This window comes from Marinobacter sp. H13, from assembly GCF_059072335.1.
Map to the genome: position 1 here is coordinate 1395842 of NZ_JCACRU010000001.1, position 14264 is coordinate 1410105.

Here is a 14264-nt window from a genome sequence, read left to right on the forward strand (position 1 = left end):
CCCATTGGTATCGGGCCGGGGGAGCCCGATTATCTACTGGGGCACCAAGCGCTGAACCAGTGCTGAGAGATCGTTCTTGTGTGGATAGCTATCACTCATCAACACCCGTATTCGGCGGGTGTTGCGGATGATGACTGCGCCAACCTTGATCAGCTTCAAGCGCAAGGTGCCGGCACTCATACGTTCGAAGGGCGTGTTTTTCAGATGCACCCGCAAACGCTCGAACAGGGTGTAGGCGAAGCCGGATAAGATCAGCCGCCACTGGTTGGTCCACCAGTGTGTGCTGGAGGTGCGACCGGCAAACAGATCCAGTTGTTGATCCTTGATCCGGTTCTCCATATCACCCCGTGCGCAATACTGTTCGTAGTAGAGCTTGAATCCGTCATCGTAGCGGGAGCTGATAACGAACCGGGGGTTCGGGCCTTGAGGGCCATATTCCAGGCGCGCAACCACCCAGCGTGGCTTATGCCAGCTTCGGGCTTTGTAGCGGAAGCGGAAGGTGCTGGCGAGCTTATGGCCATGAGCCTCGTAGTAGGTCCGGACTTTGTCCATGGCTGGGGCGGCAAGCGCCTCCAGCCGCTGGTTGCGGGCCATGCCTACGATGTAATCCACCTGGTTGCGATCGCACCAGGCCAGCAGTCGGGGCTTGCTGAAGTGGGAGTCGCCCCGGAACACGATCCGGGTCTGTGGCCAATACTCGCGAATAAATCGCACCAGCAGCGCCAGAATGGCCCAGCTGTGCCGGGCATCACCTCGATTGCTGGTGCGCAGATAGCTCACCAGCAAGTGCCTACCGCAGAAGACGTAAAGCGGGAAGTAGCAGTGATGGTCGTAATACCGGTTAAAGAACTTACCCGGCTGGTCGCCGTGCACCGGAATATCGGTGCCGTCAAAATCCAGCACGATTTCCTTGGGCGGCTTCTCATGCTGCTCGATAAAGTGGTGCCAGAGCAACTCATGCGCTTTGACAATGGTTTGCCGATCCATCGCCTGCTCCATTCGACAAAGCGTGGACTTGCCGGCCAGAGTCGAGGCATTCCCCGTGGCGGTTTGTAGTGCCTGATCAAAGCGAAGCGCTTCATGATCATTCAGATCTTCGTAGCCACCGGCCACACCGTAGACCCGTTGCCGGACCAGGGACTTGAGCTCATGACGAATCATCCGGGGATCCCGCTGGTCGGTCAGAGTCTCGGCCAGCCGTTGGGTTAACCGGTGTTGTTTGTCGACTTCGCGCAGTAACAGCAAGCCGGCATCGGAGGTGATATGGCCTCCGGAGAAGTCGGTTTCAATCTGGCGGCGGGAAAGTGGCGAGAAGGTCAGTTTTTGAGGTACCATTTTGGATAGCGGTTGTTGGTGTTGATTGATGGTGTAAGGTCCTGAAATTTTAACACTTTCAGCCGCTTTCTTTTATCCCCTCATGAGAAATTCGGGTTAGGTGAGTTCTAAAATGCCCCTATCCAAGCCTGGTAGTCACTCAAATAAAATACCTCTGTAAGCCCGCCCATTTCGCGGGATCAAACCTGGTCCCGCAGCCGCTGAACTACTCGATCCCGGGTTCTTTCGCCTTTTTTCATACTGCTCAAAGCCCTGTAGAGTACGGATCTAGCCGCATCGATAAACAAGGGATCGCCCTTAAGTCCCAATTTTCCGGCGGCTTGCGAAAGAGGCCACAACAGATTTTCTTCTGATGCCAATAGGGCGTTCTGGTTTTCCAGCGAGAAATCAAACTTCACTGCAGGAGAATTCCGCTTAATTAGATCAGCCCGGAAACGATCGATCTCGCTGATCTGATTCGCTGGCGAATCGTTCGAGGGCTTGAGCTTCAGTTCCGCCAGCTTGGCCGTTGCTCCCAGCAATTCCCTGAGCTGTTGGCGACCCGCGTTATCAGATTCTTTCACGAACCGCTGGGTTGGTCGCTGTCGAATATGCACTTGTCCTGACAGCTTTTCTGTATGATCCAAAGCTTCTCTTACAGTGCTGAAAGCAATTTCCTCATTACCAACCAATGACACTGGCCTGCGGTTATCCCAGGCCTCATGGATTTCCTGGAGGCCCGTGGTGAGATGGTCTAGCAGCATTTCGAAAACCGGATCTCCATAGGTCGCAAATCGAAGCTCTCTGATATCGCCCTCGTTCAGCCCTCGCTCTATCAATGCTCGTGAGGTCGTAAGCAATGTTTCATCTGGTACCCCTGGAATACCCTTGAGCGAGAATGCCTCTCCCTCAGCGAAAGCCTCAATCGTGCAGCCAAGCTCGTTCAAGTATTCGCTGGTAACCAGCGAGTCCCAGATATCACACAGAGTCACTGGCAGGGTTCTCTTCGCGTGCGTATCAAACATTTTCTCGTAAGCCTCGCGCTGCTCAGCTGCCTTGTACTGCGTAAGCGACTGCCGCTCTTGAATTTTGCGAGCATGCTGCTCTGCTCTCACAATGAGCTCCGCCTCTGAGATCTTACCCTGCTCATGATCAGATTTAGCAAGGTCTTCAAAATCCTCTTGATGGATTGGTAACAAGGAAAACTGCAACTCGCCTGCAACACTCATAGCATCCTGAAAACGCCGTACTAGCCGAACATAAACCACCTCTTCAACACTCCCCTGATAGAGATAGTTCGAAACGTGGATGTGCTCGTGATGCTGGCCTATTCGATCAATCCGCCCAATGCGTTGTTCAAGCATCATCGGGTTCCAAGGTAAATCAAAGTTAATCAGAAGGTCCGCACTTTGCAGGTTAAGACCTTCAGCCGCCGCGTCCGTACAAAGCAGAATATCAATCTGGCCTTGCACGAAGCGCTGCTTGATCATATTCCTATCAAGCGATTCAGGCTTCGACTGGCCAGGTTTGCGCAAGGTCCCGCCTTCTCCAGAAAACGTTCCTATAGGGCAATTTGGAAGCTTGAGCGACAGCATGCGATGTAGGTAATGAAGTGTGTCTGTGTACCTCGTGAAAACAACCAACTGCCGCACACGACCACCGCCAGGCTTTGTCCGCGCCTGAATCTCGGTAAGCAGCTGGTGCGTCTTCGAAGGCATAGAGGGCAGCTTCGCTAACTCAATGAGCAGCTCATCGACAGCGCCCTGCTCCCATACAAGATCAGCTTCATTGCGGTTTTTAAGTACCAAACCTTCTAATTCGGCCTCATCCAGCTCTTCAAGCTCATCCCGCGAGCCTGAAACCAATTCTGAATGGAGAATTTTATGATCAAGCGTCTTAGCAATTTTTTCGAGACGGCGCTCAAGGGAAAGCCTAAGTGCTTCAAACGAGGAGGCAAACCGCAACCTCAGAAAACTCAGGTAAAATCCGATCGCAGCTTGCTGTTTGTTCTCTTCCATGTTGGCAGCAATATGCTCTGCCAGGCCAGCACAATAATCTTGCAGTTTGTTGTAAACAGCGCGCTCAACTGGCTTCAGCCCTATTACTCTCGGATCAACGTGGCGCCAGGCCAGATTCTCCTTAAGAAGTCCTTCCCGCTGATACTCGCGTAAGAGCGACCTAGTATGTCGCAACATGCTTCTTCCAAGGGGGGCTAGCATGCTGATTGCCGTTAAATAGTGTTGCCAGCCTCCGAAAGGTTCAAACCCCGTATTGACGAATGTCTCCAGGTTATTCCCATCCATAACCCCCAGCACACTCTCTTTCACAAAAGCCCATTGTTCGGGCGCGCTAACCCTAACGTTTGCGAGGTATCGCTGCAGCCAGTCAACCTCATACGCCTGTAGGGTTTCTCCCTCAAGCAGCTTGTCCCGAATTCGATAAAAAAGTTCGCACAGATCCTCAGAAAACTGCACGTTACCGGCCGTTGGCATCACCTTCAGGAGATCGAATGCCTCAACACGGTTTATTTGCATCGGCGTGGCTGTTGCAAGGTGAAAAGATTTCGATTTCTTGTAAAGCGGGCCGTGCACCTCCTTGTACAGTTTGTTGAAAGTTGGATCTCGATCCTGGTTATCAGGATTCTGCCGCCTAGCTTTGTGGGCCTCATCCAGCAAGACGACATCCGTGTCCGGCATGTGTTGAAGGATGCGGCCTTTAGTCTGATTCACTAACAACCCTGTAGAGATAACCTCCAAGGGTTCATCGAACAGCTTCCCATAGCCTGTAATTGGCTGCTCAATCGAAAGGTTCTTTCTTTCCCAAGCACCAGAGCGATTGGTTCGCCGGACGAAGCTCATGTAGAACTTTTCCGCCATTTCATGCATCCATTGCCCCGTAAGTGAGGCCGGTGCGAACACCCGAATACTTTTAGCGAACCCACTCAGCCACAGGGCGCGGAAAACCAAGCCAGCTTCAATAGTTTTGCCAAGTCCAACCTCATCGCACAGCAAATGGTTTTTTGGATAGGTATCAATCAAGCGGATAGCTACAAACCTTTGATGAGGCCAAGGCTCAATAGGCGCAGTTTCCAGGCCCACGTACTGACCGTTTGGAAGCAAAGGGGCCAAACGGATCAATGCGAACCGAATCTTCTCAAGCAATGAAGGTTCGGTAATAGTTTCATTGATACTTTCAGGAGGGGCGGGCAACGGTGGAAGGTCCGCAGGGGTTCCATCTATTTCAAAAAAGGAGTTAATGTTTCCGGCAAACTTGATAATCCGCTCGCGCACAGCCCTCGGTAAATCGTAGGTGCGGATCCAGGGGTGTCTATGGCTCCACATTGCTTCAAAGCTTTTGTGTTTCTTGGCAAATTTTTTCCTTGCCCAGTCCGGATCGACTCCCCAGGTTTTTGAAAGGTCGATGTTTTCGGCATTGATCGTTAAAGCCGTCCGGGACTCATTCAATGAACCAGAAATCAGTATTTCATCCTGACCATCGCCAAAGATTGCCCACTTCTCATGCATGTAGCCATCGCCATCGAAATTCATAGGTTTAGGCTCACCGGTCTTACGGTGCACGCGAAGAGCTACTTTGATATCCAGGTGCTCATGGGCCAGCATCCAAGCTAGCAGCTGCATCCCATGCTGAACCGAGTCTGGCCATTTTTCTAAATCTATCAACTCTGCAAGCAAAGCATCTTCGACTTTCCCGGACTTCACCCTCAGGATGGTTTCTGCATCGTCCGGATCGAGGTCCATCCCAACGATGAAGCGAGCTTTGCCCTCGTTCTCAACAAATCGAGAAAACCCTTTGGAAGCAGAAGCAAGAGAGGTAGACGTAAAATAACCGGCTACGCGGTCGTAGACTGAAGATCTTTCCAAGATCGGGATATAAAAGTCCTGAAGAATGTCGGTTTCACGACCGTCGTCATTCAGGTCAGACGACGCATAGGAGGGCTCCCAGGGGTAATCCGTTAACGCCATAAAAGCTCCATACGGCTATATCGCAAGGGTCGGTAAAGATGAGGTAACTGTTCAGACGGAGAAATCAGACTTTTTCCAGCTCTTCCCAACTCATTCCTGCATCCAGGGACCATTTATCACTCAGAATCCGCATCAATTTTTTCTGACGTTCTTCCAATTCAGCTGGAGTCCAAGCGTCGTAGTTTAATACATCAGTTGAGGTCGCAAAATTTGAGACGCCCGATTTGCTTTTGAAGTATCGATCCTTCTTCTTAGTGAAATCATAATTGGACGCTTCTGAGTTCTTGGTCCGACTTAGCAGCAACAAATTACCGACGCGATCAACCCAATGCTCACGCTCCTCGTCGGTCCAGTTGGTACGCCACTCTGAGTCAGATGCGGGATTCTGTGGCAAAACATGTTCAATTGTTTTTGTCCGATCGCGATAGCTCATATGCTGGTCAGACATAAAGGAATCAATACGCATCATGATGTACGAGCGAAGGCGATTGGAATAACGATAAACGCTTGCGTTCAGCCAATACAGGGTGTCTTTCTGCTCCCTCGTATCGAGATTAAGAGCCGAATCGGCGTGCAAAAGATCCTTGCCCTGCTCAAGCTCCCGCAACACTTGTCCGAACCGTTCAATACGGGGGGTGGCATAAATGCCCCTGATAAACAGACTTGCACCTAAGCGCTCCAACATCCGTAAATGCGCTTTAAGTGCCTCAGTATCCCGATCGAATTTTCGAATAAACTCCATCGCAACTGGCACCCAATCCTTGTTATTCAGATAGTGAAGCCACTCAATCAGGCGATTAATTTCCGCTGCATTCGCTTCGCTTTTGAAACTGTTGTCGAGCACGACTTCAAGCGTGCCGGCGTAGGGCAGAAGGACGTCGTCCATCAACTTTTTGCTATTGCCGTATGGCCTTGCCACATAATCCGTGAATTCGTCCAGCACCGAACGGCGGTACTTTTCCTTTCGGAAAATCATCCGAATGTGTGCAAACAAATCATTGAAGTTCTCGCGGCCTAGCCGATCCTCTACGTCCTCCCAGAGCTCGGTGTAACGCTCGCGTTCGTGCTCTCCAATGCTGCTAATAATGTCAGCTTTAAGGATATCCGAGGGCGCCAGATCCATGCCTCGGTCATTCATTACCGAAAAAATGCGGTAGGCGGATTTAAAATTTTCGGTCGTTACCAGAACCAGGAGGCATTTCTGAACAATAAACTGACCGAAATGACCGACCAAATCCTGCTCAATGTCAGCCAAGCGTTTTTGGAAGGCTTTTGCATTGTTAATGAGGTTCAGCTTCGAGTCTTTGTAACGGCTAACGTCAAGCCTATCTAACTCATCAAGACCGCCAAGGCTCTGGATATACTGCTCGAAAAATTCTCGATCTTTCTTTCTTAAAAACAGACGCGGTTTCGGGGAAAGGTCCAGAGTGACATCACCCGGCTCCATTATGTACTTATCAAAAGCACCACCCCATTTGGGATGTCCCAAAAGCCTGTCTCTTATGGCCGCCAGCAGAATAGTTAATGTGGTAAGTCGCTGCTGTCCATCTACAACATCCGCCTGACTGGAAGAGTCATCCTTGATCAGTACAATGCTCCCAAGAAAATATTCCTCGCTTTTATCTTCTTGTTCCCTGAATGTCCACAAATCATCAAACAGCTCTTCGGCGTGTTCAACCTGCCAGGAATAGGGGCGCTGGTAGTCTGGAATCTCGAATTGAAAATCGCTCGAAAAAACTTTATGCAACTTCAGCTCGGAGCCTTTGATTGAGCTCATCTCATATCCCTGTTTTTGTTATAGTTCGTAATCGATCAATTGGGCCTCACGACGCAAGGCATCGTCACGACACTCTTTGGCCCAGACTTTGAGCAGACCTCGCAGAGCCGGGCTTTCGGTTCTACCGTGTTCAGCCAGGAAGTTCCTGGCTGCAACGATGCCGCCCTCACGATAGGTAACGATCACGCCATTGAGCACATCCCACAGGGTTTGTGGGTTTTCCAGACGAACTTCGCTTCTTTCTTCCGGCTTCAAGAGGCGTAACTTATTGCCCTTGATAGCCAGCGGGGCTGCGAGTTGATCCCCGCCCTCGTTAGCATAAGCCACAGCCTCGTCAGTCACGCGATAATTACCGTTACGCAGTTGCAGCCGGAAGTTTAGGGACCGGCTCATTTGTAGAGCATCATCGTAGGCGAAGTCACCGAGTCCGTTAATTCCCAATGCAATCACGGCCAGTCGGGTTTCAGCATCTAGGTCGTCAACGGTAACCATACCGCCAGACAGGCGGCTGACTTCTTCCTCCGCCACAACGCGGGCAGCTTCCTGCATCGCGCGTGTAGGTGGGACTTCCTCGTCACCGTCCTGGACTGGCCAATGTTCGGAGTAAACTCGCAAAGCCCTGCCCCAAGATGCGATCATCCTATCGACAGCATTTAGCTTAAGTTGCTCGAATTCAACTAGTCCTTCACGGACGGCGGTTTCCAGTTTGCCTTTAACCTCATAGGCCCAGCTTGAAGGCATACGACCTTCACGGTTTGCCGGGCGACAAGCGATGAAAATCGTTGAAGCTGCGGATGCCATATTCATCTGATGGGTCGAATATCCGCTTTCAGATTCAACAGGCATACAGGCTGTGATATCCCATCCGGATTGAATCAATGCATTGGTAAGGGTTTCCCACGCATTTTGGGACTTGTGGGTAAACATCAGAGTCATGATGCCGTCCGGCTTTAGCACCCGTTTGGACTCGAAGAAAATCCCCTTCATCAACTCTTCATATCGTGCTTTAGCAGGCTTCTCACCACCATCACGAGCAGGGTTTGCGACGGCCTCCGCTTCCTTATTTGTAATGCCACTTTCAAACCAATCTGGATATAGGTCACCCAACGTCCGCTTTTGCCAGACGTAATAAAAATCTGAAAGCTCACTATATTGAACGTTGTTGTAATACGGTGGATCCATTACCACTGCATCAACAGAGTGGTCAGCTATACTTGGCATTGAGGTAGCAGAGCCCTGTAGTGTGACGAGGTCAGCTTCTTTTAAACCAATAGCATGTCTCTTTTGAACTAACTCGCTAATCGAAGCATAAGCATCAACTATCTGAGATATGCCCCACCTAAAACCAGATGATGGTCCAGCATAAACCATTTCTCCAAAAGTCCACTTAAGAGAGAAATCATGCCGTCCGAATCCTCCTTTTATCACACCGCGGGTATACTCCCAACGGGTCTGGCGACTGTTATAATCAGTGATCTTATCAAGCATGAATTGCAGGTACGTAATAATTGCTCGGCCACGCTCGTATCCTAGCTCCTCTATGATGAGTGGCTTGAGGTCGTGTATAGCTTCCATAACCGTTAGATGGCCTAGCAACTGGCGTGGTGTAAACATGTCTGCCCAGGTGGGCATCCCATAATTCACCGGGCGCATATCGTTGCCTTTCGGGAATGGATCGTTAGGCACGAGACCTTTGACTTCGAAATCGAATAATCGCTTATCCATTTCCTCTGCCGCCGACTGAATAGCTTGGCGATCTATCTCATTAGGCGCGCGGAAATAGCGGATTTTGGTTGTCTTAATTTGTCCCGCATTCGGTCCGGATTTAGTTCGCTGAACGTTGCCGTTTTTATCTACTTTCGGTTCCAGTCGAATTCCGACAACGCAGTACAGCACGTCTTTCCAGGCACCCAGCTCAGATTCACCTCGGGCCTGACGTTTGATCTCATCGCCAGCAATGGCTTGCTGGCAGTGAACACACTGGCCTACAGCCCGGGTTACCGTGCCTGCATCCAGGCTCTCGCCATTTGGACCCTTGTTATCTGAGCCAACACGGAAAGGTTCAAAACGCACGGTTCTATCTGGTCGGGGCTTTACAGCAACACCCCATTTTTCCCCGGATTTGGCTAACCATTGAGAATTTAATAGGGGAGCATCACCCTCGCAATGTGGACAGGTGACCTGACGACAGTAGAGCAACCCCATTTGATCGTGCTCTGTCGCGTAGTCGTCCACGAGTTCCGGGTGTTTCTCCAGCACCTTTACTAGCTTGCTATGCTCTTCCATTGGAATAGGGCTAAAGGGTGTGAAAGGGAGCATCTGCTCTTCCACGGTTTCTCGAAGCCTTTCGCCCCATGACTTAATATCGTCGAGCAGCGATTTTCCAAACCTGACTGGATAATCCAAGGTTGCAGCCAGAATCACGCTAGCGACAGGATTGAGTTCATTGGCTATAACTTTGTGTCCGAGTCGAAGCGCTTCAAAAGGAATCGACCCACCACCGGAGGTCGGATCTAGAACGACCTTGCGATCGCGTTCGCTGACAGGCGCTATCGGCGTTGCAAAAGCCCGAGAATAACCGTATGAATCTTCATCATCCCATCTTAGGGAGCCTCCCAAAACCTCTGTCACATCGCTCCGCTTTGCAAATTCAATTTTGTCTTTGACGCCAGCAGGATCAGACGTTGCCAGCACAACCCTATAAACCTCACCCACATGGATGTCTTGAAGCGGCTTGGATTCAGACTTCCAAAGCTGCACCACTGGATCAATCGAGAGTTCCTGGCCTGCAGCCTCTAGCTTAGAAATCAGCTCACGGTTTTTGGAACGTCGAGCCTGCTCCTTTTCGAAAGAAGCAAGGACTGTTTTGTCCACTTCTAGCAAAAATTCCTCGCCTGAGGGCTCTAGGCGGTTTAACAATTTGGAGTCAACTAGTGTCCAGCGATCATCCGCAACAACAACCTGATGCCGAACAATGCCCAAATTTTTAATAAATTCATCATTGTCTGTTCCTGCCGGCAATAGTGACGCCAATATCGCCGCACGGCTAGGCGTCAGAGGCCGCCTCGCCCACCAAACATGCAGGTAATACAACGGAGGCAGCGCAGAGCTTGCGCCCCTCTCCCGCTGAGTCTCTGCCCCAACCTGATGGCACGGAAAACCTGCTTCAATCAGGCGCTGGTCAGACAATGGCATGATTACTCCTTGATGTTCGCACCGACAGAATCTGCCGGAAATTAATTCGTGTGGTGTTTTACAGACGGAAGAGTTAGCCCCGAGCTCTGAGCCTTTCCAGAATACGGGTTGTGCGCTTGTCCCCGGACTCGCCACAAAGCATCATCCGTAAGCCACTGATCGCCCAGCTTCGTAATGCTGGATCCGAGGTTGTCACGTTAGCTAGCCAGTACACGGCTTCCTCACGGGAGAACATGGCCACCCTGCGACCAATTAATTCGATCCGGTCGGTGTCTTTGACCTTGGTCTGCAGTCGGAAGAACAATGCTAGTCTCGCACCTGCAGCTTCATCCAGCGGCAAGTTGAGATCGCTTCTCTTGATGCCCTCAGGCGTCATCAATTTTTCAAGGTTTAGAGAAATCCCCTGGTCGTCTTTGACCTCCTCCAGAATCCGTTTGAGCACTGGCAAGCAGGCTCTAACAGATTCACCATGCAGCACTCCGCGCTCCACATGCTTGGCGCGTGGGTTGGTCAGGCCCTCAATGTCGTCTCGATCTTCAGGGGCGATGCGCTCTTTAATTACCATTACAGGTGGCGTCAGTTTTTTCTGGCGCGTAAGGCGCAAAGTATAGGGTGATTTCTTAGCCAACCTTTGCAGGTTGGCTTCGTCAATGTGAGCTTTGCCCGGCTTTTGCCTGGCGTAATTCGTTTGGCCTGATTCAGCTGCCATATGCGTGTTAGCTCTTTAGCTGGTCGACGTAGGACATGAATTTGCAGTTGGGGTCTACTTCTCCGATATCCAGGCGAGCGATGCCACCTTTGTCAAACTTGATACGGGTTTTTACACCGGCAAAGATATCTCTATTCTTGACCAGCTCACCCAATGTTGTGGCACCAAACTGCATCTGGAACACTGCTTTTTCAGCGGTGTGCCCCTGCAGTTGCAATGCAGCGATCTCAGTTTTGGAGCTTTCCAAAGCCTTACCGGACAACAGATTCAGCAAGCTTCCAATATTGGCAGGATCTTTGATCTGCGCGATCTTCCGCTGGGCCTGAACCACTTTAATCCAGCCGCGCTCCTGAGCAACGTGATAGGGTACCACTACCGCGCCTTTGACGCCTTCCAACGGTATGTTGCTACCAGTCTGCGCCTGTTCAGGGTCTGGTTTGCCATCCTTGAAGCTTGTCTTCGGATAGGCGACCACTTTTTTCTGAGCCAACAGGTTTGTGAGTTGGTCCTTCAGAATGTTCGGGTCGATTTTGTCATGCTCGTTCTGAACAACTTCCTGCAGTTTGTCTGTATCCAGCTCCACTGCGGTTTCGATGGCCTGTTCTGCCCATTTGGCGATGGTATCTGGATTCCGAACAATGCTTTCGAGCCAGCCGAGTTGCTTGGCGTGCTCTTTAGTACAAACAATCCAGCCCTCGCCGTCCAGCTCTTCGGTAATGGGAACAGGGTTATCTTTGTGATAAAGGCTATCTGGCTTGGGTGCGTTCTTGTCCGGAAGATGGCCCACACACCAGATCCCCCGGTTTGCTCCTTCGCGCAGTACATCAGTAAGCAAACCAGGGCGTTGCAATATTGGCCAGTGCCGACGTGTCGCAAACCCTTCGACAATTCTAGCTACGTCTGTTTGCTTGTGATTTTCAAAAATCAGCTTTCCGAGAAGCAAACAGACCTCCTGAGTTGTCGCGCGCTCCTCTGTAATCAGCTCACCTTCATCCGCCAGCTGCTTAAGAATGGCGTCTTCCAGATGCAATCCACTGGAGCCGCCAGCTGTGGGGCCACTACCTCGCTTTCCAAGATCGCGGGTGACGATGATTCCGCCGTCACGCCCCGGGTAAACAAGGTAGCGGTAGGCTTCATCAATAGCGGTTCTTAGCTCTTGCGGGCTTTTCGCCGCCCTTTGTTTAAATTCATCTTTGTTCAGTTGGTCGTGGCGTACGCCCCAGTTATCCGGATCGGCTTTCAAACGCTCGATGGCGATGGCTTTCCCCGCCAGCGCCAATATGTTCTGGCGTGTTCGATGTTCTTGTCGGGTACGCTGTTCATTCCAATGCTGCCCATCCAGATGGACTGTACTCGGCACCAGCAGAAATACGAGATTCTGGTACTGCCGCGGAGCATCTGAACGACGCTCAATAAACTCAGAGGGTTTCAGGTTCTCCACGTTGAAGGCCACGATGCCAAGCTGGGGTTTGTTCACCTTGTCCGGTATTTCGTCGCTAGCCGAAATGTTGGCTCGTATATCGAACAGGCTGGACTTGATGAGTCCACGAACCACCTGCTCAGCACGATCCATAGCCTCTTCAGGCAACACATTAGCCTCAATGCGACGGAGGATATTGTTCAGTGTGGGTACTGTATCTGCGTAGAGCCGGTTTTCCCGCGCACGCAGGTAGTTAGCCTCGCGCTCAATGGTTTCCAGCGCCGACCGCACAGTAGCCGGCTTAATCGATGGAGAGGCCATTTCATAGATGGCAGAGGTAATATCGATACCGAATTTGTCGTCGTTGAGACCACCACCCCGGCCGACCAAGCTGTGAAGGAACACCACCCGCCAGGCCCATTCGTGGACCGGATACCCTTCCGGATGGGGATTGATTGTATCGAGCATATTGGCGACCGTTTGGCCGGCAGATTGTGTCCCCGAGGCTTTGCTGATATCCGAATCCAGCACGGCTGTGAAATCGGTATTGTTGGTTTGACCAAGTAGTTCGCCTCGAATGGTGCCATCTGCCAGATCAATATGCCCACTCTGGATCAGTGGGATGCTGAGTTTGGCTTCCCAAACCCTACGCACGACTCGTGCTAAAGTTCGGAGCAGGCCCCGGGTACCCTGGAACCTCTCTACGAGCGCAAGTTTCTGCGACAGAAACTCAATCAATGTGGGGTGGAACGGATAATGAGTAACAAGCTGATCCCGCAACTCTGCATTTTTCGTCTCTGCCGGCAGATCTGAACCTGCTTGCCGATAAGTTTCAATGAACGCATCAGCTACTTCAGCTGCGGCTCCATGATCAACGGTGACAAACAGTCGCTTGGCCATGATCCGGGATAGATCGCCTTCTTGGACGGGCGTGGTGGATTCTGATGCCCGGGATACCACGTCCATTACAACCTTGTGAGCTGCTTCTGTGGTTGCTTCAGCCTGCTGCTCCGTCATGTTATGGGTCGACATGAGGCTGTTCATCATTTTGTTGAAATCGCCAAAGGCATTGGTTGCTGAGGCTAGGCTGATTACGATTACAAGATTGTCGTTGCCCTCAGCATAAGTAGAGAGCGCCATTAAAAATGCAGCTGCCTGCTCTGCCCCTTGACCTGGGAAAGCCGCTTCCATCCTGGAAAGGTATTGAGCAATTTCATCAACAATCAAAACAGTTTTTTTGCCGCCAAAAAGCGTATCGAAAAACTCGGGCGAACCCGGTGAAGCCGCACTGTCCAAACGCGACGATATAGGCTGTTGCTCGTCTGCTTCCAGGGTTTGCTGAGCAATCAACCACCAGAGTGTATTTGGCTTGGGCTCTGTACCACCTGTCGTCTCCCGCAGGGTGTCCACGGTATCCCCAATAATACCAACCACCCGTATAGCACCAGGCTCTGGCAGTCGATTGGCTGGCAAAATGCTTTGCGTAACAGACTCCAACCGAGCGCCCTGCTTAGCAACGTGTGTCAGTGCGATCAGCGTGTGAGTCTTACCTCCGCCGAAAGCTGTGTCCAAGCGCTGCATAGCTGGCCGCGACTTGTCGCCTTCCACGAGACGAGCCATCGCATTGTCGACAATCGAACACAGCCCCTGAGTTGGATGGGTCGCATCACGAAAAAACGCCATGGGATCTGAGTAAAGCGAATCAGCACCTTCTACTGCCTTTCCATCCCGATAATCATCTAATACCTGACTTAGGCGTGCCGTAAATATGGCTGGGTTGAAGGTGCCCGCCAGGATTTCTGGGCGAGGTTTACACGTTGCTAGTACATCTTTCATTAATGACCTCTTTGGTCCCTGGTCTTATTT

At 51.2% G+C, this 14264-nt stretch carries 6 protein-coding genes; all 6 read right to left on the minus strand.

Translation table 11 applies throughout. The annotated features are described in order from the left end of the window. Positions 1-33 precede the first annotated feature (33 nt). The 6 genes from AC5JQH_RS06695 to AC5JQH_RS06720 all read right to left on the minus strand — a co-directional run bounded on the left by AC5JQH_RS06695 (position 34) and on the right by AC5JQH_RS06720 (position 14234). Positions 34-1335 carry an IS1380-like element ISMaq3 family transposase gene (locus AC5JQH_RS06695; RefSeq protein ID WP_011784498.1) on the minus strand — a complete coding sequence of 434 codons (1302 nt, stop codon included), beginning with the start codon at positions 1333-1335 and terminating at the stop codon, positions 34-36. 179 nt (positions 1336-1514) lie between these two features. Next, the gene (locus tag AC5JQH_RS06700) at positions 1515-5297 is read right to left on the minus strand and encodes a helicase-related protein (RefSeq protein ID WP_493805410.1); all 3783 of its coding nucleotides are present in this window, start codon (positions 5295-5297) and stop codon (positions 1515-1517) included. A 64-nt stretch (positions 5298-5361) separates the two neighbouring features. Further along, positions 5362-7074: a DUF262 domain-containing protein gene (locus tag AC5JQH_RS06705; protein WP_493805411.1), complete on the minus strand. Its 1713-nt coding sequence runs from the start codon at positions 7072-7074 to the stop codon at positions 5362-5364. 18 nt (positions 7075-7092) lie between these two features. Then, on the minus strand, positions 7093-10269 hold the full coding sequence (locus tag AC5JQH_RS06710; protein WP_493805412.1) for a DUF1156 domain-containing protein: 3177 nt from the start codon (positions 10267-10269) through the stop codon (positions 7093-7095). 73 nt (positions 10270-10342) lie between these two features. Then, positions 10343-10978, minus strand: coding sequence for a DUF7680 family protein (locus AC5JQH_RS06715; protein ID WP_493805413.1), 636 nt, complete (start codon positions 10976-10978; stop codon positions 10343-10345). Between the two features lie 7 nt (positions 10979-10985). Beyond that, complete coding sequence (locus tag AC5JQH_RS06720) at positions 10986-14234, minus strand: DUF499 family protein (RefSeq protein ID WP_493805414.1); 3249 nt, start codon at positions 14232-14234, stop codon at positions 10986-10988. Between the last annotated feature and the right edge of the window lie 30 nt (positions 14235-14264).

Coding starts and splice junctions, on each gene's coding strand:
- AC5JQH_RS06695 (WP_011784498.1), bottom strand. CDS start 1,335: ATGGTACCTCAAAAACTGACCTTCTCGCCACTTTCCCGCCGCCAGATT.
- AC5JQH_RS06700 (WP_493805410.1), bottom strand. CDS start 5,297: ATGGCGTTAACGGATTACCCCTGGGAGCCCTCCTATGCGTCGTCTGAC.
- AC5JQH_RS06705 (WP_493805411.1), bottom strand. CDS start 7,074: ATGAGCTCAATCAAAGGCTCCGAGCTGAAGTTGCATAAAGTTTTTTCG.
- AC5JQH_RS06710 (WP_493805412.1), bottom strand. CDS start 10,269: ATGCCATTGTCTGACCAGCGCCTGATTGAAGCAGGTTTTCCGTGCCAT.
- AC5JQH_RS06715 (WP_493805413.1), bottom strand. CDS start 10,978: ATGGCAGCTGAATCAGGCCAAACGAATTACGCCAGGCAAAAGCCGGGC.
- AC5JQH_RS06720 (WP_493805414.1), bottom strand. CDS start 14,234: ATGAAAGATGTACTAGCAACGTGTAAACCTCGCCCAGAAATCCTGGCG.